This window comes from Streptomyces sp. NPDC039736 (genome assembly GCF_055596485.1).
In genome coordinates, this window is record NZ_JBVIUQ010000005.1 from 454,726 (window position 1) to 477,426 (window position 22,701).

Consider the following 22,701-nt stretch of genomic DNA (forward strand, 5'->3'; position numbering starts at 1 on the left):
GGCGCGACGACCTACTTCCCCGCACCAGATTCCGTAAGGAGCAACTGAAACCATGTCGGTTTCCGTAACCCTGCCGGCGCTCGGCGAGAGCGTCACCGAGGGCACCGTCACCCGCTGGCTCAAGGCCGAGGGCGAGCGCGTCGAGGCCGACGAGCCGCTGCTCGAGGTCTCGACCGACAAGGTCGACACCGAGATCCCGGCCCCGGCCGCGGGCATCCTGGCCTCCATCAAGGTCGCCGAGGACGAGACCGTCGAGATCGGCGCCGAGCTCGCGATCATCGACGACGGTTCGGGCGGTGGCGAGAGCGCCGCCGCGCCGGCCGCCGAAGAGGCGCCGGCCGCCGAGGCCGCCCCGGCGCAGCAGGAGGCCCCCGCGCAGGAGGCCCCCGCCGCCGAGGCTCCGCAGCAGCAGGAGGAGGCCCCCGCGGCCGCTTCCGGCTCTGCCGAAGGCACCGACGTCACCCTCCCCGCGCTGGGCGAGTCCGTCACCGAGGGCACCGTCACCCGCTGGCTGAAGGAGGTCGGCGAGGAGGTCTCCGAGGACGAGCCGCTCCTCGAGGTCTCGACCGACAAGGTCGACACCGAGATCCCGGCCCCCGTCTCCGGCGTTCTCCTGGAGATCGTCGTCGCCGAGGACGAGACCGCCGAGGTCGGCGCGAAGCTCGCCGTCATCGGCGCGAAGGGCGCGGCCCCGGCCGCCGCCCCGGCCGCCCCGGCCGCCGCTCCCGCCCAGGAGGCCCCGAAGCAGGCCGAGGCCCCCCAGCAGGAGGCCCCGAAGCAGGAGGCCCCGAAGCAGGAGGCCCCGAAGCAGGAGGCTCCCGCCCCGGCCGCCCCCGCCGCCGCCCCGGCGCCGGTCCAGGCCCAGCCCGCCGCTGCCGCTCCGGCTCCGGCCGCTCCGGCCGCGCCCGCTCCCGCCGCCCCGCAGGCCCCGGCTCCCGCCGCGACCTCCGGCGACGACGGCGCGTACGTGACCCCGCTGGTCCGCAAGCTGGCGTCCGAGAACGGCGTCGACCTGGGCCAGGTCAAGGGCACCGGCGTCGGCGGCCGCATCCGCAAGCAGGACGTCGTGGCCGCCGCCGAGGCCGCCAAGGCCCCTGCCGCCGCCCCGGCCGCCCCCGCCGCCTCCAAGGCCGCGGCCCCGGAGGTCTCGCCGCTGCGCGGCCAGACCGTGAAGATGACCCGCATGCGCAAGGTCATCGGCGACAACATGATGAAGGCCCTGCACTCGCAGGCCCAGCTCACCTCGGTCGTCGAGGTGGACATCACCAAGCTGATGAAGCTGCGCGCCAAGGCGAAGGACTCCTTCGCCGCCCGCGAGGGCGTCAAGCTGTCCCCGATGCCGTTCTTCGTCAAGGCGGCGGCCCAGGCGCTGAAGGCCCACCCGGTCGTCAACGCCCGGATCAACGAGGACGAGGGCACCATCACGTACTTCGACTCGGAGAACATCGGCATCGCCGTGGACTCCGAGAAGGGCCTGATGACCCCGGTCATCAAGGGTGCGGGCGACCTCAACCTGGCGGGCATCTCCAAGAAGACCGCCGAGCTCGCGGGCAAGGTCCGCGGCAACAAGATCACTCCGGACGAGCTGTCCGGCGCGACCTTCACGATCAGCAACACCGGCTCGCGCGGTGCGCTGTTCGACACGGTCATCGTGCCGCCGAACCAGGTCGCCATCCTGGGCATCGGCGCCACCGTCAAGCGCCCGGTGGTCATCGACCACCCGGACCTGGGCGAGACCATCGCCGTCCGCGACATGACGTACCTGTCGCTGTCCTACGACCACCGCCTGGTGGACGGCGCCGACGCGGCCCGTTACCTGACGGCCGTCAAGGCGATCCTGGAGGCCGGCGAGTTCGAGGTCGAGCTCGGCCTGTAGGGCTCCCAGCGGTACGTGCGCGCCCCCGCCCGGGTCTCTTCCGGGCGGGGGCGCCGCCGTATGGTTACCCAGCGCGTCGGTCTTTGCTGAAGGAGCCCCCCATGAATCCCCCCGTCGTCCACTCGCTGCGCGAGCAGATCCGCGAGCACATCGTGGAGGGGATCGTCAGCGGGCGCTGGAAGCCGGGTGAGCGCATCGTGGAACGCCGGATCGCCACCGAGTTGCAGGTCAGCCAGACCCCCGTCCGGGAGGCCCTGCGCGAGCTGGAGACGCTGCGCCTGATCGAGTCGGCCCCCAACAAGGGCGTACGGGTGCGCAATCTGACCGCCGCCGACCTGGAGGAGAGCTACCCGGTGCGGGCAGGCCTGGAGCAGATCGCCGCCGAGCTGGCCGCCCCGGTGCTCGCCGACGACGTGTCGGCGCTGGAGCCGCACGTGGTGGCGCTGTACGCGGCCGACCGGGCGGTGGACGGGACGGCGCAGGTGCGGCACACGGTGGGCTTCCACCGGGAGCTGGTGCGGGCGGCCGGGAACGGGGTGCTGCTGCACACCTGGGAGGGGCTGGGCATCGAGGTGTTCACGGCGCTGTCGATCCGGTGGCTGGGGACGGTGCAGAAGTCGTACGCCGAGGAGCACGAGGACCTGGTCGAGGCCTTCCGCAGGCGCGATCCCCGGATCGGCGAACTGGTGAAGGCCCATGTGCTCGGATGTGCGCCGCGCGCCTGATTAGTACGATATGCCGCTTTTGCGGTTGACACTTCGTGCCCTTTTCCGTGGCACGGAATGCCGACTTTGGATGGCGGAAGGATTTTTTCCTCGCAAACTTTGATCGATCATCGATCAGTACTTACAGTCGACGGCGGACCTCATCAAGGTCTCGTCAAGAAGCACCACCGGGTCCCGTCCTGCCAGACACCGACCCCCTTTCTCCACCCCCTCCCCTTCCCGGAAGGCGGCGTCATGACCGACCCCGTACGCACCGCTCCGAGCGAGCTCGACCAGCTCCCGGACCGCGACACCGAAGAGACCGCCGAATGGGCGGCCTCCCTCGACGCCGTCGCCAAGGCCGCAGGCACCCACCGGGCCGAATACCTGATGCGGCGCACCCTCCAGCACGCCGAGGCCGCCGGTCTCGCGCTGCCGAAGCTGCTGGAGACGGACTACGTCAACACCATCCCGACCTCCGCCGAGCCCGCCTTCGACGGCGACCTGGAGATGGAAAGCCGGATCACCGCGTGGAACCGCTGGAACGCGGCGGCCATGGTGACCCGCGGCTCGCGCTTCGGCGTCGGCGGCCACATAGCCACCTTCGCGTCGGCCGCCTGGCTGTACGAGACCGGCTTCAACCACTTCTTCCGCGGCAAGGAGGGCGACGGCTCCGGCGACCAGCTCTACATCCAGGGCCACGCGTCGCCCGGCATCTACGCCCGCGCCTTCCTCGACGGCCGCCTCTCCGAGCAGCAGCTCGACAACTTCCGGCAGGAGTCGGGCGGCGACGGCCTGCCCTCCTACCCGCACCCCCGCCGGCTGCCGTGGCTGTGGGAGTTCCCCACCGTCTCCATGGGCCTCGGCCCGCTCTCCGCGATCTACCAGGCGCGCTTCAACCGCTACCTGGAGAACCGCAACATCAAGGACACCTCCCGCTCGCACGTCTGGGCCTTCCTCGGCGACGGCGAGATGGACGAGCCGGAGGCGACCGCGGCCCTCACGCTGGCCGCCCGCGAGGGCCTGGACAACCTGACCTTCGTCATCAACTGCAACCTGCAGCGCCTCGACGGCCCGGTCCGCGCCAACTTCCGCGTCGTGCAGGAGCTGGAGGGCGCCTTCCGCGGCGCCGGCTGGAACGTCGTCAAGTCGCTGTGGGGCACCGCCTGGGACGAGCTGTTCCAGCTCGACACCACGGGCGCCCTGCTGCGCCGCCTGCGGGCCGTTCCGGACGCCCAGTTCCAGACGTACGCGACGCGTGACGTGGCGTACATCCGCGAGCACTTCTTCGGCGCCGAGCCCGCCCTCAAGCAGCTCGCCGACGTCCTGTCCGACGCCAAGATCGCCGAGTGCTTCCACACCTCGCGCGGCGGCCACGAGGCCCGCAAGGTGTACGCGGCGTACAAGGCGGCCGTCGAGCACAAGGGCCGCCCGACGGTGATCCTGGCGCAGACGGTCAAGGGCTACACGCTCGGCCCGACCTTCGAGTCGCGCAACGCCAACCACCAGATGAAGAAGCTCACCGGCAAGGAGTTCCGCGCCATGCGCGACCTCCTGGAGCTCCCCATCCCGGACGCGAAGCTGGACGACTCGCTCGTCCCGTACGGCCACCCGGGCGCCGACTCCCCCGAGGTCCGCTACCTCCAGGAGCGCCGCGCCGCCCTCGGCGGTCCCGCCCCGGCCCGCCGGGTGCACCCGGTCGCGCCGCTGCCCCAGCCCGCCGAGAAGTCCTTCGCCGCCCTGAAGAAGGGTTCCAAGCAGGGCATGGCCACCACCATGGCGTTCGTGCGCCTGGTGAAGGACCTGATGCGGGACAAGGAGACCGGGAAGCGCTGGGTGCCGATCGTCCCCGACGAGGCGCGCACCTTCGGCATGGAGGCGCTGTTCCCCTCGGCCGGCATCTACTCGCCGCTGGGCCAGACGTACGACCCGGTCGACCGCGACCAGCTCATGTACTACAAGGAGGCCAAGGACGGTCAGGTCCTCAACGAGGGCATCACCGAAGCCGGGGCCATGGCGGACTTCATCGCCGCGTCGACCGCGTACTCCACGCACGGCGAGACGATGATCCCGTTCTACATCTTCTACTCGATGTTCGGCTGGCAGCGGACCGGCGACCAGATGTGGCAGCTCGCCGACCAGCTCGGCAAGGGCTTCATCGTCGGCGCGACCGCCGGCCGCACCACGCTCACCGGTGAGGGCCTCCAGCACGCGGACGGCCACTCGCACCTCATCGCCGCCACCAACCCGGCGTCGCTGAACTACGACCCGGCGTTCGCGTACGAGGTCGCGGTGATCGTCCAGGACGGTCTGAAGCGGATGTACGGCGAGCAGCCGGAGGACGTCTTCTACTACCTGACCGTCTACAACGAGCCGATGCCGCAGCCCGCGATGCCCGAGGGCGTCGAGGAGGGCATCGTCAAGGGCCTCTACAAGTTCAAGGACGCCCCGGCGGCCACCTCGGCGGACGCCCCGCGCGCCCAGCTGCTGGCCTCCGGCACCGCGATCCACTGGATCCTGGAGGCCCAGGAGCTCCTGGCGGCCGACTGGAACGTCTTCGCCGACGTCTGGTCCGCCACCTCCTGGGGCGAGCTGCGCCGGGACGCGCTGGAGGCCGACGAGGCCGCGCTGCGCGGCGAGTTCCGCACCCCGTACGTGACGAAGGTGCTGGCCGACGCGCCGGGCCCGGTCGTCGCGGTCAGCGACTGGATGCGTCAGGTCCCCGACCAGATCAGCCAGTGGGTCGAGCAGGACTACACCTCGCTGGGCACCGACGGCTTCGGCCTCTCCGACACCCGTGAGGCGGCCCGCCGCCACTTCGGCGTCGACGCGCAGTCGATCGTCGTGGCGACGCTGGCCCAGCTGGCGAAGAAGGGCGCGGTCCCGGCCTCGGCGGTCAAGGAGGCGCGGGAGCGCTACGGCCTGTAGGTCTCCGGCGCCCTCGGCTCGCCGGTGCCCCGCCCGCCCTTCGGCGGGCGGGGCGCCGGCGTTTCCCGTCCCGCATGATGTGGGGCATGCGCGCTGCCCGCCTGATCAAGATGGTCCTGCTCCTCCAGTCCCGGCCGATGATGACGGCCGCCGAGCTGGCGGCGGAACTGGAGGTGTCCGAGCGGACCGTCACCCGGGACGCCCAGGCCCTCTCGGAGGCGGGCATTCCGGTGTACGCGGACCGGGGCCGGGCGGGTGGCTACCGTCTCGTCGGCGGCTACCGCACCCGGCTGACGGGCCTCGGGCGCAGCGAGGCCGAAGCCCTCTTCCTGTCCGGGCTGCCGGGCGCGCTGCGGGAGATGGGGCTCCAGGACGCGGCGTCGGCGGCCCGGCTCAAGGTCTCGGCGGCGCTGCTGCCCTCCCTGCGCGACGCCTCGTCGAGCGTCGCGCAGCGCTTCCACCTGGACGCGCCCGGCTGGTACCAGGAGCCGGTGACGCCGGAACTGCTGCCCGCCGTGGCGGAGGCCGTCTGGGGCGACCTGGTGGTGCAGGCGCGGTACGCGAAGCGGCCGGACCGGGCCGCCGAACGCCGTCTGGAGCCGTACGGGCTCGTCCTGAAGGGCGGCATCTGGTACGTGTGCGCCCGGGCGGAGCCGGGGGACTTCCGGGTCTACCGGCTCGACCGCTTCACGGCGGTGACGGTGACCTCGGCGCACTTCACCCGGGACGAGACCTTCGACCTGCCGGGCTTCTGGGCGTCCCGGGCGGCGGAGTTCGCCCGCTCGATCCTGCGCACGGAGACGGAGCTGCGGATCTCGCCGACGGGGGTGCCGGGACTCCTGCGGGTCATGGACGCGGCGGTGACCCGCGAGGCCCTGGCCGCGGCGGGACCACCGGACGCGCAAGGGTGGGTGCGGATCACGCTGCCGGTGGAGTCGGTGGAGGTCGCCCTCGGCCAACTCCTGTGCCTGGGCCCGGAGGTGGAGGTCCTGGCCCCCGAGGACCTGCGGTCGGCAGTCGCGGAGGCGGCCAGGGGCCTGAGCCGCCTGTACGGCTGAGAGCACGAGCGTCCCTTCAGGGGCGCGGACGGGACGCCGCCCGCCCCCCACGCACACGGAGCGCCCCGTCAGGGGCGCGGGGAACCGCGCGGCCGGCCACGGCGCACCCGCGGGAAACCGCGGGCCGCACCGCCGGTCAGCCCCCGGAGCCCCCGGCCGGGCTCAGCGGTAGTCGTCCGCCAGGACGCCCTCCTCGCCCGCCGTCACCCGCGAGAGGTACCCCCACGCGTCCGGCTGCGACCCGTCCGCGTCCCGCACCCCGTACGCCACCGCCAGGTCCCTGCTGGACAGCGACCGCCCGTTCCAGCGCCCCCGGTCCGGGTCCGCCGCCAGCCGGGCGATCCCCCGCCCCACGTACGCCGGCGACTCCGCGATCGCGAAGGACGGCTCCTGGGCGATCGCGTCGCGCCAGTTCGCCTCCGTCACCCCGAAGTGGTCGAGCATCTGCTCGGAGCGCAGGAACCCGGGCGTGACGGACACCGCCGTCCCGCCCACCCCCGCCAGGTCGTGGGCGAGGTTGGCGGCCATCCGGATCGGCGCGTTCTTCGCGAGGTCGTAGTAGAAGTTCTCCCGGAACGCCTTGTTCGTCTCGGCGGTGCCGTCGGTGATCTCGACCACCAGCCCGCCCGCGTGCCGCACCAGCAGCGGCAGCGCGCAATTGCTGGTGATGATGTGGGACCTGACGCCGAGTTCCAGCATCCGCAGCCCGTGCGCGAGCTCCGTCTCCCACATCTTCTTCCCGAACTCGACCAGGTGCTCCCCGCCCCAGATGTCGTTGACCAGGACGTCGAGCCGGCCCCGCTCCCGGTCGACGCGCTCGACCAGGGCCCGTACCCGCTCCACCTCCAGGTGGTCCGTCGGCACGGCGACGCCCTCGCCGCCCGCCGCCGTCACCAGCTCGGCGGTCTCCTCGATGGTCTCGGTCGCCCTGCCGACCTCGCTCCGCTGCGTGCGGGTGGTGCGCCCGGTGACGTACACCGTCGCTCCCAGCGCACCCAGTTCCACGGCGATGGCGCGGCCCGCGCCCCGGGTCGCCCCGGCGACCAGGGCGATCCGGCCGGTCAGGTTCGGCTGTTCGGCGTGCATGTGCGGCTCCTCCGTCGTCTCGTGGGAAGGAGTCTGCCGCCGAAACCGGACAACCGATGTCCGGTTTTACGGGGACCCGCCGGGAATTCTCAGCGCATCCCCTCCAGCGTCGAGCCGTCGGCCGTCTTCGCCCTCAGCTCCGCCTTGACGCCCTGCGGCGCCCGCACCGCCAGCAGCGGTCCCCGCGCCTCGGCCTTGAGCCCGCCGCCGGCCTCGATGGTGCGCACCTTGCGGCTGCCCGCCGCCAGGAGGTACCAGGTGCCCGACTTGGGGGACCGCCAGTTCGCCCCGGCGAGCACGTGCTGGCCGAAGCGGCTGCACGAGGCGGTGTCCTCGGCGGTCGCGACCGGTGTGCCGAGGGCGGTGGGGGCGGTGGCCGGCAGGTGGAGCTGGACCATGACCCGGCCGGGGCCGCGCCAGGTGTCGGCCCGGGTGCACACCCAGTCCGCCCGGCCCCCGGCCTCGGGCAGCGTCTGCTGCGCGTACACCCAGTTGTTGACCGCGCGCACCCCGAAGCCCCGCATCGCGGGGAGGTGGCAGGCGCTGCGCGCCCAGGTGCGCAGGGCGGCGGCACTGGTCGCCTCGCGGGGCTGGCGGGCGGGGGCGCCGCTGCCGGGCGGCGGGGTGTAGGTGAGGTGGACGGGCGCCAGGTCGCCCAGGTCGGTGAGCAGGAAGGCGTGCTTCTCGACGATCAGCTCGGAGGAGCGGAGCTGGAGCACCGGCCAGGAGTCGCACGTGCCGCCGGCCCCGGGGCGCCGGACGGGGTCGGTGACGCCGTCGGCGCGCACCCCCAGCTTCCCGCCGGGCGCGTCCGGCTCCAGCAGGTCGCGGGTGGTGGTCTCGTCGATCCAGGGGGCGAGCAGGAAGCGGGTGTTCGCGCCGTCCCGGGTCACCACCAGGGCCGCTCCCGTGACCACGTCCGCGTCGTCGGTGCGGGCGAAGTCGAGCGCCGGGGGCTCGTCGCCGTCGGCGGGTTCCGCGTAGCGGATCGTACGGTCGCCGTCGTTGAGGAGGACGACGGCGGTGCCGTCGACGTCTCCGGCGTAGAGCAGCCGGGGCGGGGCGGTGGGCGGCTGGGTGCCCGCGCCGGGCGTGCTGGAGATCCGTACCGTACGGGCCGGACTCGCCCAGACCTTGAGGGCGCGGTCGAGCAGCGGCAGGTCGTCCACGCGGTCGCCCCGGGCGGGCCAGACGGTGAAGTCGACCCGGGAGGTGTCGGCCCATTCGTCGTCGGCGGGCCGCACCAGGTTGCGGGGGTCGAGGACGCGTTGGGCTATGGAGGCGTTGGCGGCGCCGGTGGCGGCCGTCCGCTCCGCGGGGCGCGGGGTGTCGCCGATGACGACGGGCAGGACCCCGGCGGCGACGGCCGCGACGACGAGGGTGGCGGCCGCGGTACGGACCCGGTGCCGGCGGCGCAGCAGGTCGGTGGGGCGGGTGTGCACGAAGCAGGGGTCGAACTCGCCGGACAGCAGCGGGTGCTCGCGCCCCTCCCCCGGCTCGCCGAGCACCTGGCGCCCCAGCCGTTCCGCGGTGCGCAGGGCGAGGGCGGGCTCGGCCACCCCCGCGTCGGCGAGGCGCCGGCGGGTCTCGTCCTCGCTCAATTGCTCCACCCGGCGCAGGGCGAGAGCGGCGCGGGTGGCGGAGTCGGCGCCGGACAGGGCCTGCTCCAGGGCGAGTTCGTCGGCGCCGCCGGCGGCGGGGAAGAGCCGCAGCCCCCAGACGGCGGGGAGCAAGGGCCGCAGGCGCTCGGGCCGGGGCACGTGCCTGGGCCACCAGGCGGGTCGCTTTCCGTACGTCAGTGCCTCGCGCAGCACCCGGGCGCGCAGCGTGAGGTACGCGCCCTCGGCGGACGCGGTGCGCTGGGCCGGAAGGGTGGATGCGGCAGCGGGCCGGCCGGTCGTGGTCCGCAGCGACGGCAGGGCGCGCTGGACGAGCCCGTGGGCGGCGAGGACGCGGCGGTGGCGGCCGAGGGAGGGCGGAAGGGTGATAAAGGCGAGCCTGACGAGGCGCGGATAGTGCTCGACCAGCGCGGCTTCGGCCTGTGCCACGCTCAGCGGGGCTCCGCGGGCCCCGGAGTGTTCCGTACGGTCTTGCGTGTCCATGGCGAGGGCGGCTCCCTTGGGGGTGCGAGTGGGTGACACCGCGTGCGTCACTCGCCCTTCAAACGAGTGAATCATCGGACGGTCACACGGGGCCCGGACCCGCCCCGGCACCGCGCCCGGGAGTGGATCGGGATTCGGCCGCCCGTCCGCGCGGCGGGCAGACGTCCGTATCGCGCGGGTAACGAGACGGCTCTCATCCGGGCGCTCCGCGTGCGCGGCACCCGCGCAAGCCCGATGCTGGAGCACGTGATGGACGAGACGGAATTCTGGGAGATCGTCGACAGCACCCGCGCGGCCGCCGAGGGCGACCCCGAGGACCACGCCGACCTGCTGGTCGAGCGGCTGCTCCAACTGGACCCCGACGCCGTGCTCGACTTCGCCAGACACTTCGAGGTGCGCTACAACCGCGCGTACCGGTGGGACCTGTGGGGGGCCGCGGTCGTCCTGATGGGCGGCGCGAGCGACGACGCGTTCGACTGCTTCCGGTGCTGGCTGATCGGCCAGGGCCGGGAGGTCTTCGAGGGCGCGCTGCACGAGCCGGACGACCTGGCCGCGCTCCTGGGCGACTTCGACGACGAGATCGACGGGGACGGGGAGGAGCTGGGGTACGCGGCGGACGAGGCGTACGAACAGCTGACCGGCTCGGTCGCCCCGGACCTGGGAGTACCCGCGCAGGCGGCGGAGCCGGAGGGCACGCCGCTGGACCTGGACGACGACGACGCGCTGGCGGATCGTTTCCCTCAGCTCTGGGAACGGTTCGGCGACTGACCGCTCGGGGGCGGCGCGGTCCTGGGGTTCCCGCGCGGGTGCGTGGCGGTCGCTCGCACCCGCGCGGCGGAGCCGCCGCGGGGGCGCCGGGCACGGCTCCCGACAGGGTTCCGCCCCGGCGGCACGGAGGGTCACCGGCCCCGGCGCCGTGACCCCCCGTCAGCAGTGCGTACTCCCGCCGGCTCAGTAGTGCGTGCCCCCGTCGACGCGGATCTCGGTGCCCGTGATGAACGCCCCGTCCTGCGAGCCGAGCATCGCCACCACGCCCGCGACGGTCTCCGGTCCCGCGAAGCCCTGCCCGATGGCCGGGGCGAGCTTCGTGAAGAGCGTCATGTCGGCGTCCTCGGGCAGGCCCGGCCCCTTGCCGCTGGTCATGTCGGAGGCGATGGAGCCCGGGGCGACGGCCACGACGCGCAGGCCCTGCTTGCTGTACTCGGCGGCCAGGGCGTGCGTCATGGACTGGATGCCGCCCTTGCTGGCCGCGTACGCCGACATGTACGGGTGGGCGAAGGACGCGGAGGTCGACGAGAAGTTCACGATCACCGGCCGGTCGCCCGCCAGCAGGGCCGGTATCGCCTCACGGATCATCAGGAAGGTGCCGGTCAGGTTGACGGCGATGATCTTGTTGAAGAAGTCGAGCGTGGTCTCGTGCGTGTGCGAGGAGCGCAGCACACCGGCCGCGTTGACCAGCACGTCGAGCCCGCCCAGGCTCTCCACGGCGGCCGCGGCACCGGCCCTGACGGCGGCCTCGTCGGAGATGTCCAGGACGGCGGTGGCGAGGCGCCGCGCGGCCTCGGCGGAGGTGGCGGCGGCCTGCTCGGCGGTCTCCTTCAGCCCCGCCCCGTTGACGTCCACGGCGAACACCCGGCCGCCCTCGGCGAGCACGCGGTGCACGGTCGCCCGCCCGATGCCCGATCCGGCGCCGCTGATCAGAACCCGACGGCCCTCGTAGCGCTGCATGGTCTTCCTCTCCGCTGTCCCCGTCCCCTCCGGACCTGCTTCCATCGGGATCGCCCTTCACGTTACGCCCGGATGACACGTTTTGTCATCAGGTCATTCCGTGCCTCACTGCCGGAGCGCGGTCCTCGCTGGGCGTACGCTGCCGACGTGAGCACCGAGTCCCCGCAGCCCCCGCCCCCGGCACCGCCGACGGCCGGCACCCCCAAGCCGTCCCTCACCGAGCGGCGCAAGGCCGCCACCCAATGGGAGATCGCGCGCGCCGCCGCCGAACTGTTCGCCGAGCACGGCCCGGACGGCACCACCGCCGAGGCCATCGCCACGCGCGCGGGGGTGGCGCTGCGCACCTTCTACCGGTACTTCCGCAGCAAGCAGGACGCCGTCGCCCCGCTGCTCTCCGGCGGCGGCGACCAGTGGCGGGCGCTGCTCGCGGCGGCCGAGCCCGGCTCGGGCGTGCTCAGCGCCCTGGAGCGCGCGGTCGCCGAGGTGTTCGCGGCCCCGGACCCGCAGGCCCGCGAGCAGTTGGACTGGACCCGGGGGCTGCTGCGCGCCGCCGCCCAGGACCCGGCGCTGCGGGCGGTCTGGTACCGGGTGAACCAGGAGTCCGAGGAGCAGCTCGTCCCGGTGCTGGGACGTCTCGCGGGCCCCGGCGCGGACCCGCTGGAGGTGCGCCTGGCGGCCGCGGCGGCGACGGCGGCCATCCGTACGGCACTGGAGGAATGGGCCCGCACGGACGCCCCCGCCCGGGGGCCGGGCTCGCCCGCCGAACTGGCCGCCCGCTGCCTCCAGGAGCTGACCCGGGGCATCAGCCTGTCCTGAGCCCGCGCGTCAGACCGCTCACCGCCCCCGGGCCAGGCCGCTCGCCGCCCCCGGGCCAGGCCGGTCACCGCCCCCGGGCCAGGCCGCTCGCCGCCCCCGGGCCAGGCCGGTCACCGCCCCCGGGCCAGGCCGGTCACGGCCCCTCGGCTCAGACGGGCCGCGGCCCCTCGCCCCGGGCCGGTCGCGGCTCATCGGAGTCCTCGTCCGGGCAGTTCTCCGGGTCCGGCTCCACCAGCAGCAGCGCCACGTCGTCCTCGACGTGCCGGGCGAACCGCAGCAGGTCGCGCTGGATCGCCTCCGCCAGGTCGGGCAGTTTCCCCCGGGACGGGCCGAGGGCCTCCAGCCGCTCCCGCAGGGGGTAGAAGACGCCCGCCGCGTCACGGGCCTCCGTGATGCCGTCGGTGTGGGCCAGGATGCGGTCGCAGCGCTCCAGCGGCACCTCGGTCACCGACGGCAGGCCGAACTCGGTGAGCCCGAGCCCCAGCGGCGGCGCCGGGTCGACCGGCATCTCGGTCACCCGGCCCCGCCGCAGCAGCAGCGGCGGCGGGTGCCCGCAGGAGACCACCCGCACCGACAGCCCGTCCTCGGCGAACTCCATGAGCACGGCGGTCGCGAACAGTTCCGCGTGCTCCACCGCCGCCGAGTCGACCACCAGCCGTCGGTCCAGCCGGGCCGCCACCGCGGGCAGGTCGGCGTCGTCGAGCGCCGCCTCCCGGAACGCTCCGAGCAGGGCGGACACCGTGGCCACCGCTCCCGGCCCGTGCCCCTCCACGTCGGCGACCACCGCGCGCACCCCGTTCGGCCCCGCCCGCACGTCGTACAGGTCGCCGCTGACCAGGTCGCCCAGCCGGGCCGCCCGGTAGAGGCCGAAGCAGTGCACCCGGCCCACCGCGGCCGGCAGCGGCGGCAGCACCGCGAACTGCGCCACCTCCGCGGCCGTCCCCACGGTCACCAGCCGGGCGTCCCGGCGCGTGCGCGACCAGGACACCACCACGCTGGTGAGGCACAGCAGCACCAGGGAGAGCAGCACACCGTCCCGGTGGGCGAACTCGTCGGTGCCGGAGAGCCCGAAGACCACCACCGCCACGCCCATGAGGGCGGTGCTCAGCGGCCCGTACAGCAGCGCGGTCAGCGGTGGCAGGGCGGCGACGAAGTAGCTCAGCTCCACGTCGTCCGGGGTGATCCGGTCGGACAGCGCCAGCAGCACGAGCACCACGAGGGGCAGCAGGCGCAGCCAGAGCGGGGCCTTCTCGCCGCTGAGCCACCGGGGGACCTCCCCCTGACGCGCGCGGACCGAGCTCATCGGCTTCCGGCTCCTCGGGCAGACGACAGGGGCTGGGTGCGGGCGCCCGCACGGCCTTCCGTGCGCACACCCCTGACGATCACTATGCCCGCACTGTCCCTTTCACGCCGTTCGGTGCCGGCGCCGTCCCGCCGCTTCAGTCCGTGAGCGCGCGCCCCATCAGCACGTCGTCCACGTACTTCCCGTCGAGGAAGAACTCCTCCGGGAGCACCCCCTCCACCACGAAGCCCTCCGCCTCGTACAGCGCCCGGGCGGGCGCGTTGTGCCCCAGCACCCGCAGGGTGATCCGCCGGCACCCCCTGCGGCGCACCTCCGCGCAGACCGCCCGCACCAGCGTCCGGCCGACCCCCCGGCCGCGCGCCTGCGCGGCGACCGCCAGCCCGTTGATCTGCAGGACGTGCCTGTTGCAGGCGAGCGGGGTGGGCGGCACGACCCGCACATAGCCGAGCAGACGCCCGCCCGCCTCGGCGACCAGGACGTCGTCGGGGCGGTGGCGCTCGTCGAAGTAGGGGCCGTACGGAGGCGCCGGCCTCGGTGTCACCGCGTGCAGCGGCGACCAGCTGTCCCCGTCCAGCGCGGCCAGTGCGGCGTCGTCGGCGAGCGTGGCGACCCGTACGGTCACGGCGTCGCCGGGGCGCGCGGATGCGTCGGGCTCTTCCTGCGTCTGCGGCATGGCGACACTGTGCCACGGAGCGCACATCTCCCCCGCCCCGGGGCAGGATGGACCCCATGAACGCCACGGCCGCCACGCGGATCGCAGTCACGGGCTCGACGGGCCTCATCGGTACGGCACTGGTGCGCTCGCTGCGCGCCGACGGGCACGAGGTGGTGCGTCTGGTGCGCCGCCCGGCCAGGGCCGCGGACGAGGTCGCCTGGGACCCGAAGCGCGGCCGGGTCGACACCAAGGGCCTCGTCGGCTGCACGGCGGTGGTGCACCTGGCGGGCGCGGGCATCGGCGACCACCGGTGGACCGACGCGTACAAGCGCGAGCTGCGCGAGAGCAGACTGCTGGGCACCTCGGCGATGGCCGAGGCCGTGGCGTCCCTGGACGCCCCGCCGCGGGTCTTCGTGAGCGGCTCCGCGCTGGGCTTCTACGGGGAGACGGGCGCCCGGAAGGTCGACGAGAGCGCCCCGCCCGGGGACGGTTTCCTGCCGTCGCTGTGCGTGGAGTGGGAGGAGGCGGCGGCGCCGGCGCGGGAGGCGGGCATCCGCACGGTGTTCCCGCGCACCGGGCTGGTGGTGGCGCGCGGCGGCGGGGCCTGGGGCAGGCTCTTCCCGGTCTTCAAAGCGGGTCTGGGCGGGCGGCTCGGCGACGGCGGCCAGTACTGGAGCTTCATCGCGCTGCACGACGAGGTGGCGGCGCTGCGGCACCTGATCGACACCGAGTCGCTGTCGGGGCCGGTGAACCTGACCGCCCCCGAACCGGTCACCAACAAGGAGGTGACGGCGGCCATGGGGCGGGTGCTGCGCCGCCCGACCCTGTTCTCCGTGCCGAAGCCGGCGCTGCGGATCGTGCTCGGGGAGCTGGCGGAGGACGTGCTGGGCAGCCAGCGGGTGGTGCCCGCGCGGCTGCTGGAGTCCGGGTTCTCGTTCGCGTTCCCGACGGTGGACGACGCGATCCGGGCGGCGCTGCGCTCGCGGTGACGACGGGCGGCCGGGTTCCCCGAGCGACCGTTCCCGGCCGTTTCCTGACCCCTCGGCGATCGTTTCCCGACTCCTTGGCGACCGTTTTCCCCTCCCCGCGCGACCGGATTTCCGCATGTGTGCGACCGCCGTGCACCGGTGCACGGGAGGTGTGCGCCTGCCGCAGAGAATGAGCCGACTTCTACGCTGCGTCCTCAGTGCGGGCATCCCGCACGGCTGTCGGGGGCATAGGCCCTGCACCACAGCCGCGCCGACCTCGGGGAGGGGCACGTGCGTCATCCAGCGCACCATGCGGACGTCGTCATCGTCGGAGCGGGGGTCGCGGGCCTCTGCGCCGCTCATCAGCTCATCCGGGCCGGGGTGACAGTCAGCGTCCTGGAGGCCGCCCCTCATGTCGGCGGCCGGATGTCCACCGAACGGATCGACGGATTCCGGCTCGACCGGATCGGCCAGATCCTCAGCAGCGCCTACCCGGAGCTGCTCCGTACGCCCGGCCTCGAAGGCGTCGCCCTGCGCCCGTTCGCCCCGGGCGTGCTGGTGCACAGCGAGGGCCGCCACTACCGCGCGGGCGAGGTCGCGGGCCCGCCCGGCACGCGGGCCCGAGGCGCGAGGGGCGCACTCACCGCAGCACGCGCCCTCGCGAGCGCCCCCCGCAACGGGGCCGCCGTCGGCCGGCCCGCCGGCCCCCCGTCCACCCGCCCCCTCGGCGGCGCCCTCGACCAGGCCCGGCTCACCGCGGCCCTCACCCGCTTCGCCGCCACCCCCCTCGACAGGCTCCTCGCCCGGCCCGAACTCCCGGCCCTGGACGCCCTGTTCAGCCGGGGCCTGCCGTCGCGCACCGTCGAGGGCTTCCTGCGCCCGCTTCTGACGGCCCTGCTCAGCGACCCCGGCCTCACCACCTCCAGCCGCTGCGCCGACCTCGCCCTGCGCGGCTTCGCCCGCGGCCGCCTCTGCCTGCCGGAGGGCGGCGCCGACGCCCTGCCGCGGCTCCTCGCCTCGGCGCTGCCGCCCGGCACGATCCGTACCGGCGTCCACGTCACCGGCGCCTCCATCTCCCGCGTCTCCACCAAGGAGGACGGCGAACTGGGCTGCCGCTCCCTGCTGCTGGCCACCGGCGCGCGGGCCGCCGCCGAGCTCCTGCCGGGCCTGCGCGTCCCCGACTTCCACCCCGTGACCGTCCTGCACCACACCGCCGCAACGGCGCCCGCGACCGGTTCGGCGCTGGTCCTGGAAGCCGACCGGGGCGGCCCCGTGTCGCACACCGCCGTCGTCAGCGCGGTCGATCCCACGCGCGCGCCCGACGGCGGGGTGCTGATCTCCTCCACGGTCCTGGGCACGCCCCCGCCGGACCTGGACCGCCAGGTCCGCTCCCACCTGTCGAGGCTGTACGGCACGTCCACCGACGGCTGGGAGCTGCTCGCCGTGCACCACGACGCGGACGCCGTGCCCGCGATGCCCGCACCCCACGACGTGCGCCGCCCGGTCCGGCTGCTCTCCGGGCTGTACGTCTGCGGGGACCACCGGGAGACCAGCACCGTGCAGGGCGCCCTGCACTCGGGCCGCCGGGCCGCGCGGGAGATCCTGCGCGACTTCGGCGTCCAGCCCGGTCACGCGGCGAACGAGCTGCGCGACGCGGCCTGACGCACGCGGGGGCCCGACGCATGCGGGACGGCCCGACGCGCGCGGAGCGGTCCGACGTACCGCGCGATCAGCCGCCGGGGCCGGAGTCGCACCGACGACCCGGCCCCGGCGTTCCGTGCGCGCGTCCTCAGCCCAGCGCCGCCACCCGGTCCCGGTAACCGCGCACCGCCGCCGCGTCGCGGTACGGCTCCAGCCGCCGCTCGAATTCCCGTACGTACTCCGTGGCCCGCGCCGACCGCATCTCGGAGGCCTGCTGGGCCGCCTCCGCGCCCAGCGCGCACGCCTGGTCCAGCTCGCCGAGCCCGAGCCGCGCCTGCGCGAGCACCACCCGGCAGAACAGCCGGCTGCGCGCGTACCCGTGCGGCCTGAGCGCGAGGGACTTCTCCGCGTGCTGGGCGGCCGCCCGGTACTGCTGCAGGTCGCGGTGGCAGTGCCCGAACTCGTCCGCGAGCTGCGCCTCGTCGAAGAACTTCGCCCAGTGCGGCACCTCGTCCCCCGGCCGCGCGGCCTCCATCGCCCGCTCCGCCCGCACCAGCGACGACGTGCAGGCCCGCACCTCGCTGAGCACCCCGTGGCCGCGCGCCTCCACCGCGTGCAGCAGCGCCTGGACGACCGGGGGCGCGGACGAGCCGACGCCCTGCTGGGCGACCCGCGCGAGCTGCACGGCCTCCCGTCCGTGCCCGAGGTAGACGGCCTGTCTGCTCATCGTGACCAGCACGTAGCTGCCGTACGCCCGGTCGCCCGCCGCCTGCGCCAGCCGCAGCGCCTGCACGAAGTACCGCTGGGCCAGGCCGTGCGCCGCGATGTCGTACGAGGTCCAGCCCGCCAGCCGGGTCAGGTCGGCGGCGGCCGCGAAGAGTCTGCGGCCCGTCGCCTCCCCGTAGGTCCCCCGGAGCATGGGCTCCGCCTCGTGCTCCAGGTACCGCACGAGGGCCTGCCGGGCGTGCCCGCCACCGTACGCGTGGTCCAGGGTCCGGAAGAGATCGGCCACCGAGCGCAGGGCCGCGATGTCGCCGGCGGTGACCCGCTGGCCGGGTCCCCGGTCGGTCTGCCGCTGGCGGGGCAGCACGGCTGCCCGGCCGCCCTGGGCGGGCACCCGGGTGGACGGCGCCCCGTTGACCGCCGGGGGCTCGCCGCGCCCGACCCGGTCGTCGGCGCGGCCGATCAGCCAGTCGCGGCTGGGCACCACGAGCCCCGCCGGGGTGAAGGCGATCTTGCGGAGTTCGGCGTGGCTGCCGGAGTCCTTGCGCCACAGACCGCTCACGATGTCCACGGCCTCCTCGGGCGTGGCCGCGAATTCGAGCCCCGCGTAGACGGGGGCGCACGCGTCGAGGCCGAGGTCCTGCGCGGAGAGCCGCCTGCCCAGCCTCCTGGTGAACACCTCGGCGATGAGCGCGGGCGTGGTGCCGCGCGGCTGCTGGCCGCGCAGCCAGCGGGTGACCGAGGTCTTGTCGTAGCGGAGGTCGAGCCCGTGTTCCAGTCCCAGTTGATCGACCCGTCGGGCCAGACCCGCGTTGGAGAATCCCGCCTCCGCGATGAGCGCGGCGAGCTGTCGGTTGGGAATGCGCTGCGGAGGTCGTTCCGTCATCAGCTCTGTGCTCTCCTGCCTTCCGGGCCCCGGGTGGCAGCCCTGCATGGGACGGCGCGAATTTAGCGATCCTGGCCCCCGGAACCGGCCCGAGCGCCTCTACTTCATCCGATCGTGTGACGATTCACGGGAGGCGCTGACGCCGCTCCCGCCCCTGGGGGCCGTGCGCCCCGGTCCCCTCCCTGCCCGGGGGGCGACGTCTCGGCCGCCGTACAGTGGCTGAGGGCGTGGCGATACGAAGGAGACACACCGTGAGTGAGCTGCGGTTCGTCCGACTGGGATTCGGCGACGAGGCCGTCGAGTACCAGGAGGCATGGCAGAAGCAGCGTGAGGTGCACGCCGCCCGTTTCGAGGACGCGGTCCCCGACACCTGTCTGCTGCTGGAGCACCTGCCCGTCTACACGGCGGGGCGGCGCACCGAGGACAGTGAGCGCCCCCTGGACGGCACACCGGTGGTGGACGTGGACCGGGGCGGCAAGATCACCTGGCACGGTCCCGGCCAGCTCGTCGGCTACCCGATCCAGAAGCTGCCCCGCCCGGTGGACGTGGTCGCGCACGTGCGCCGGCTGGAGGAGGCGCTGATCCGCACGTGTGCGGAGCTGGGCCTGGAGACCACCCGCGTCGAGGGCCGCAGCGGCGTGTGGGTGCTCGGCGACCCCACGGAGCGGCGCAGCCGAGACGCAGCGCAGGTTGGGGGTTCCGAGCGAGGAACGAGCGAGGGGCACCCGGCCGAAGCGGAGTCGAGGCGCAGCGCGACCGAAGGCACAGAGCGGCCCGCGACCGGCGGTCTGTCGCTGGACTTCGACCCGCGCCTGACGGACCCCGAGTTCGACGCCCGGCTGAACGGGCCCGAGTACGCGCCCTCCAACGCCGGCCAGCGGCGCGAGGACCGCAAGCTGGCCGCGATCGGCATCCGGGTCGCCAAGGGCGTCACCATGCACGGCTTCTCGCTGAACGTGAACCCGGACAACACCTGGTTCGACCGCATCGTGCCGTGCGGCATCCGCGACGCGGGCGTCGCCTCGCTCGCGGGCGAGCTGGGCCGGGACGTCACGATCGAGGAGGTCCTGCCGGTGGTGGAGAAGCACCTGAGCGCGGTGATGGCGGAGTCCGTCCTCGCGCCCCGGGCCGTCGAGAAGGCGGCCGTCTGAGCGTCGTCGGGGGAATGTCCCTGCCCGGGCCCAGGTTGTCCGGACGTAGTGCCATGCAAATATCGGGCGTACCCTGGTGTCCGCCGATGAATCGAAGCCGTTACGGCAAGAGGGAGTGCGGACGTGTCCGCTGTCGCACCCGACGGACGCAAGATGCTGCGCCTGGAGGTCCGGAACAGCCAGACCCCCATCGAGCGCAAGCCCGAGTGGATCAAGACCCGGGCGAAGATGGGTCCCGAGTACACCAAGATGCAGGCCCTGGTGAAGGGCGAAGGACTGCACACGGTGTGCCAGGAGGCCGGCTGTCCCAACATCTACGAGTGCTGGGAGGACCGCGAGGCCACCTTCCTCATCGGCGGTGACCAGTGCACCAGGCGCTGTGACTTCTGCCAGATCGACACGGGCAAGCCCGAGGCGCTGGACCGTGACGAGCCGCGCCGCGTGGGCGAGTCCGTGGTCACCATGGACCTGAACTACGCCACCATCACGGGCGTCGCGCGCGACGACCTGGAGGACGGCGGCGCCTGGCTGTACGCGGAGACCGTGCGCCAGATCCACCAGCAGACCGCCGGCCGGGAGGCCGGGCGCACCAAGGTGGAGCTGCTGGCCCCCGACTTCAACGCGGTCCCCGAGCTGCTGGACGTGGTCTTCGAGTCCCGCCCCGAGGTCTTCGCGCACAACGTGGAGACGGTGCCGCGCATCTTCAAGCGCATCCGCCCCGGCTTCCGTTACGAGCGCTCCCTCGACGTCATCACCAAGGCGCGGGCGGCCGGTCTGATCACCAAGTCGAACCTGATCCTGGGCATGGGCGAGACCCGTGAAGAGGTCAGCGAGGCGCTGAAGGACCTGCACGAGGCGGGCTGCGAGCTGATCACGATCACCCAGTACCTGCGTCCCTCGCCGCGGCACCACCCCGTCGAGCGCTGGGTGAAGCCGATGGAGTTCGTCGAGCTGAAGGACGAGGCCGACGCGATCGGCTACTCCGGTGTGATGTCCGGGCCGCTGGTCCGTTCCTCGTACCGCGCGGGCCGGCTGTACGGCCAGGCGATGGAGCGGCGCGGAGCGCTGGAGTCCGCGCCCGCCGTGTGAATCGGCACACAAGCGGTTACTGAGCGGTAATGACCGTCAGGACGCGGCCCGTACGATCCCCGCAGGCGGGGGACCCCGTACGGGCCGCGTCGGCGTTCTCGCCCCGGAGGCGCCCCACCGTCAGGGCTTCATCACCGTTTGACCGCCCGGTCACGCACTGGTAACACCGATCAGTGACCCTGACTTGACCCACCGCAGCCGCACCCTTGCCGCCATTCGCCGTCGCCACGAGGGGGACCCCCGTCATGCAGGCCGTACGCGACACCGCCCGCCCGTCCGTCACCGACGCCCTCCGCGCCGTCGAGTCCCTGCTGATCGGCACCGGCCAGCGCACCGCGCGCCGCAACGCCTGGACCGCCGTGCTGGAGGACCGCCGCCGCGCCAAGGACCGGATGGAGACGCAGCACGCGCTGGAGGCAGTGTCCGCTCGTACGTCCTAGGCAACGTAAACTTTCTCGTATGGCGAGGAAGGAACGCGCAGCGAACGCGGACACTGCGAACCCCGGGCGACTCAAGCAGATCGCTCTGACGTACAAGATGACGCGCAAGCAGGACCCCAAGGTGGGTCTTGTCGTCTTCGGCTTGGGCATCGTCGTCTTCGGCGTGCTCCTGGGCCTCGGCTTTCTGATCGGTCACCCGGTCTACCTGGGCATTCTCGGCTTCCTGCTGGCCTTCCTCGCGATGGCGATCGTCTTCGGACGGCGTGCCGAGCGCGCTGCCTTCGGGCAGATGGAGGGACAGCCGGGAGCCGCTGCGGCCGTGCTGGACAACGTGGGCCGCGGCTGGACGACGACTCCGGCGGTCGCGATGAACCGCAACCAGGACGTCGTGCACCGGGCGGTCGGCAAGGCCGGCATCGTCCTGGTGGCCGAGGGCAACCCGAACCGGCTGCGGACGCTGCTGGGCGCCGAGAAGAAGAAGATGGCGCGCATCGTCGGCCCGGACGTCCCGGTCACCGACATCATCGTGGGCACCGGCGAGGGCCAGACCCCGCTGAAGAAGGTGCGCACGACGATGCTGAAGCTGCCGCGCACGCTGACCGGTCCGCAGGTGACCGCGACCAACGACCGGCTGCGCGCCATGGGCGACCTGATGAGCAACATGCCGCTGCCGAAGGGCCCCATGCCGAAAGGCATGAAGATGCCGAAGGGCCGCTGACCGCTCCTCCCCTCCCGTTCCTGCTACGCAAGCGTCGGCCCCGGCGGCTCTCACCGTGTGAGAGCCGCCGGGGCCGTCCTGCTCGTCCGCCCGCCGCCGGGGCTACATCCGCACCTGTACGGAGCGGCTCAGCCGGTCGTGCAGGCCGCGTCCGTCGCGGTCCCAGATGAGGGCCGGGATCGCCAGGCACAGCAGCACGCTGCGCACCACGGCCCAGCCGAAGGCGAGCCGCCTGCCGCTCTCGGCGACCACCCGCACCCTGAACAGGCGCTTGCCGGGGGTGCAGCCGACGGTGCCAACGGTGAGGACGCTCAGGACGAGGAAGATCAGGAGCGCCGCGTTGCCCGCCGTCTGGGCGTCACCGCGGGCGAAGAGGCCGTTCGCGATGAGCAGGCACAGGATCCAGTCGACGAAGAGGGCGCCGAACCGGCGGCCCAGCGGGGCCACCGCGCCGGGGCCCTCGGGGGGCAGCCCGAGGCGCTTGCCCCGGTGCCCGAAGTCGGCGCCCATCTCTTCGGCGGCCGCGCGCGGCCCGGAGAGCCACGATCCGATTGCTTGCCTGTTGTCCACCCCACCACGGTACTGCGCACCTGTTCGTCCCGGTCCGCCCGGGGCGCGGGATGCGGCCCGCGTCACGTCCCCGGCGGCGTTCGTCCCGGTCCGTCGGGGGCAGGTTCGGCGATGAGCGGTGGAGCTGCTGGTTAACTTGGGCGAAACAAATGGGTCATGCTGGAGAAATCCCGGCTGCCTATGGTCGACGCCAGCGTGCGCCACCGCACTGGCCCGCATGAAGACCCGCGGAAACGCGGCAACCCCGTCCGGCCCCGGG

Annotated in this window: 19 protein-coding genes; 12 read left to right on the forward strand and 7 right to left on the reverse strand. The window is 73.7% G+C overall.

Going from position 1 to position 22,701, the window contains the following annotated elements:
* Positions 1-52: 52 nt before the first annotated feature.
* From sucB to ACZ56L_RS18710, 4 genes are all read left to right on the forward strand, one after another.
* A complete protein-coding gene (sucB, locus tag ACZ56L_RS18695) occupies positions 53-1,876 on the forward strand; it encodes a 2-oxoglutarate dehydrogenase, E2 component, dihydrolipoamide succinyltransferase (protein ID WP_471065052.1) in 1,824 nt (607 codons plus the stop codon).
* 101 nt (positions 1,877-1,977) lie between these two features.
* Complete coding sequence (locus tag ACZ56L_RS18700; protein WP_189821807.1) at positions 1,978-2,601, forward strand: GntR family transcriptional regulator; 624 nt, start codon at positions 1,978-1,980, stop codon at positions 2,599-2,601.
* 234 nt (positions 2,602-2,835) lie between these two features.
* Entirely contained in the window at positions 2,836-5,508 is a 2,673-nt protein-coding gene (gene aceE, locus ACZ56L_RS18705; protein ID WP_345223587.1) for a pyruvate dehydrogenase (acetyl-transferring), homodimeric type, read from the forward strand.
* A gap of 86 nt (positions 5,509-5,594) precedes the next feature.
* Positions 5,595-6,566 carry a helix-turn-helix transcriptional regulator gene (locus tag ACZ56L_RS18710; protein WP_471065054.1) on the forward strand — a complete coding sequence of 324 codons (972 nt, stop codon included), beginning with the start codon at positions 5,595-5,597 and terminating at the stop codon, positions 6,564-6,566.
* A 162-nt stretch (positions 6,567-6,728) separates the two neighbouring features.
* Here the strand turns inward: ACZ56L_RS18710 and ACZ56L_RS18715 are convergent, their stop codons facing one another.
* On the reverse strand, positions 6,729-7,652 hold the full coding sequence (locus ACZ56L_RS18715) for an SDR family oxidoreductase (RefSeq protein ID WP_471065056.1): 924 nt from the start codon (positions 7,650-7,652) through the stop codon (positions 6,729-6,731).
* Positions 7,653-7,741: 89 nt separating this feature from the next.
* Positions 7,742-9,754 (reverse strand): hypothetical protein, encoded by a 2,013-nt coding sequence (locus ACZ56L_RS18720; protein ID WP_468692728.1) that lies wholly within the window; start codon positions 9,752-9,754, stop codon positions 7,742-7,744.
* A gap of 249 nt (positions 9,755-10,003) precedes the next feature.
* Between ACZ56L_RS18720 and ACZ56L_RS18725 the strand changes: the two genes are divergently transcribed.
* Positions 10,004-10,522, forward strand: a complete 519-nt coding sequence (locus ACZ56L_RS18725; RefSeq protein ID WP_468692726.1) for a DUF4240 domain-containing protein — start codon at positions 10,004-10,006, stop codon at positions 10,520-10,522.
* A gap of 183 nt (positions 10,523-10,705) precedes the next feature.
* Here the strand turns inward: ACZ56L_RS18725 and ACZ56L_RS18730 are convergent, their stop codons facing one another.
* Positions 10,706-11,482, reverse strand: a complete 777-nt coding sequence (locus ACZ56L_RS18730) for an SDR family NAD(P)-dependent oxidoreductase (RefSeq protein ID WP_345223576.1) — start codon at positions 11,480-11,482, stop codon at positions 10,706-10,708.
* A gap of 147 nt (positions 11,483-11,629) precedes the next feature.
* On the opposite strand from ACZ56L_RS18730, the gene ACZ56L_RS18735 reads away from it, so the two are divergent.
* Entirely contained in the window at positions 11,630-12,298 is a 669-nt protein-coding gene (locus ACZ56L_RS18735; protein ID WP_345223574.1) for a TetR/AcrR family transcriptional regulator, read from the forward strand.
* 148 nt (positions 12,299-12,446) lie between these two features.
* Here the strand turns inward: ACZ56L_RS18735 and ACZ56L_RS18740 are convergent, their stop codons facing one another.
* Both ACZ56L_RS18740 and ACZ56L_RS18745 read right to left on the reverse strand, forming a co-directional pair.
* Complete coding sequence (locus ACZ56L_RS18740; protein WP_345223572.1) at positions 12,447-13,601, reverse strand: PP2C family protein-serine/threonine phosphatase; 1,155 nt, start codon at positions 13,599-13,601, stop codon at positions 12,447-12,449.
* 136 nt (positions 13,602-13,737) lie between these two features.
* The gene (locus tag ACZ56L_RS18745) at positions 13,738-14,274 is read right to left on the reverse strand and encodes a GNAT family N-acetyltransferase (RefSeq protein ID WP_468692719.1); all 537 of its coding nucleotides are present in this window, start codon (positions 14,272-14,274) and stop codon (positions 13,738-13,740) included.
* Positions 14,275-14,321: 47 nt separating this feature from the next.
* On the opposite strand from ACZ56L_RS18745, the gene ACZ56L_RS18750 reads away from it, so the two are divergent.
* Both ACZ56L_RS18750 and ACZ56L_RS18755 read left to right on the forward strand, forming a co-directional pair.
* On the forward strand, positions 14,322-15,245 hold the full coding sequence (locus ACZ56L_RS18750) for a TIGR01777 family oxidoreductase (RefSeq protein WP_471065060.1): 924 nt from the start codon (positions 14,322-14,324) through the stop codon (positions 15,243-15,245).
* A 270-nt stretch (positions 15,246-15,515) separates the two neighbouring features.
* Positions 15,516-16,886, forward strand: coding sequence for an NAD(P)/FAD-dependent oxidoreductase (locus ACZ56L_RS18755; RefSeq protein ID WP_401757444.1), 1,371 nt, complete (start codon positions 15,516-15,518; stop codon positions 16,884-16,886).
* A 127-nt stretch (positions 16,887-17,013) separates the two neighbouring features.
* Here the strand turns inward: ACZ56L_RS18755 and ACZ56L_RS18760 are convergent, their stop codons facing one another.
* On the reverse strand, positions 17,014-18,474 hold the full coding sequence (locus ACZ56L_RS18760) for a regulator (protein ID WP_471065063.1): 1,461 nt from the start codon (positions 18,472-18,474) through the stop codon (positions 17,014-17,016).
* A gap of 251 nt (positions 18,475-18,725) precedes the next feature.
* Between ACZ56L_RS18760 and lipB the strand changes: the two genes are divergently transcribed.
* From lipB to ACZ56L_RS18780, 4 genes are all read left to right on the forward strand, one after another.
* The gene (lipB, locus tag ACZ56L_RS18765) at positions 18,726-19,625 is read left to right on the forward strand and encodes a lipoyl(octanoyl) transferase LipB (protein WP_471065064.1); all 900 of its coding nucleotides are present in this window, start codon (positions 18,726-18,728) and stop codon (positions 19,623-19,625) included.
* A gap of 123 nt (positions 19,626-19,748) precedes the next feature.
* Positions 19,749-20,714: a lipoyl synthase gene (gene lipA, locus ACZ56L_RS18770; RefSeq protein ID WP_471065066.1), complete on the forward strand. Its 966-nt coding sequence runs from the start codon at positions 19,749-19,751 to the stop codon at positions 20,712-20,714.
* 245 nt (positions 20,715-20,959) lie between these two features.
* Positions 20,960-21,154: an SCO2195 family GlnR-regulated protein gene (locus tag ACZ56L_RS18775; RefSeq protein WP_345223560.1), complete on the forward strand. Its 195-nt coding sequence runs from the start codon at positions 20,960-20,962 to the stop codon at positions 21,152-21,154.
* Positions 21,155-21,173: 19 nt separating this feature from the next.
* The gene (locus ACZ56L_RS18780) at positions 21,174-21,872 is read left to right on the forward strand and encodes a DUF4191 domain-containing protein (RefSeq protein WP_345223559.1); all 699 of its coding nucleotides are present in this window, start codon (positions 21,174-21,176) and stop codon (positions 21,870-21,872) included.
* Positions 21,873-21,974: 102 nt separating this feature from the next.
* On the opposite strand, the gene ACZ56L_RS18785 is transcribed toward ACZ56L_RS18780, so the two are convergent.
* Positions 21,975-22,442: an RDD family protein gene (locus tag ACZ56L_RS18785; RefSeq protein ID WP_468692713.1), complete on the reverse strand. Its 468-nt coding sequence runs from the start codon at positions 22,440-22,442 to the stop codon at positions 21,975-21,977.
* Positions 22,443-22,701: the final 259 nt, after the last annotated feature.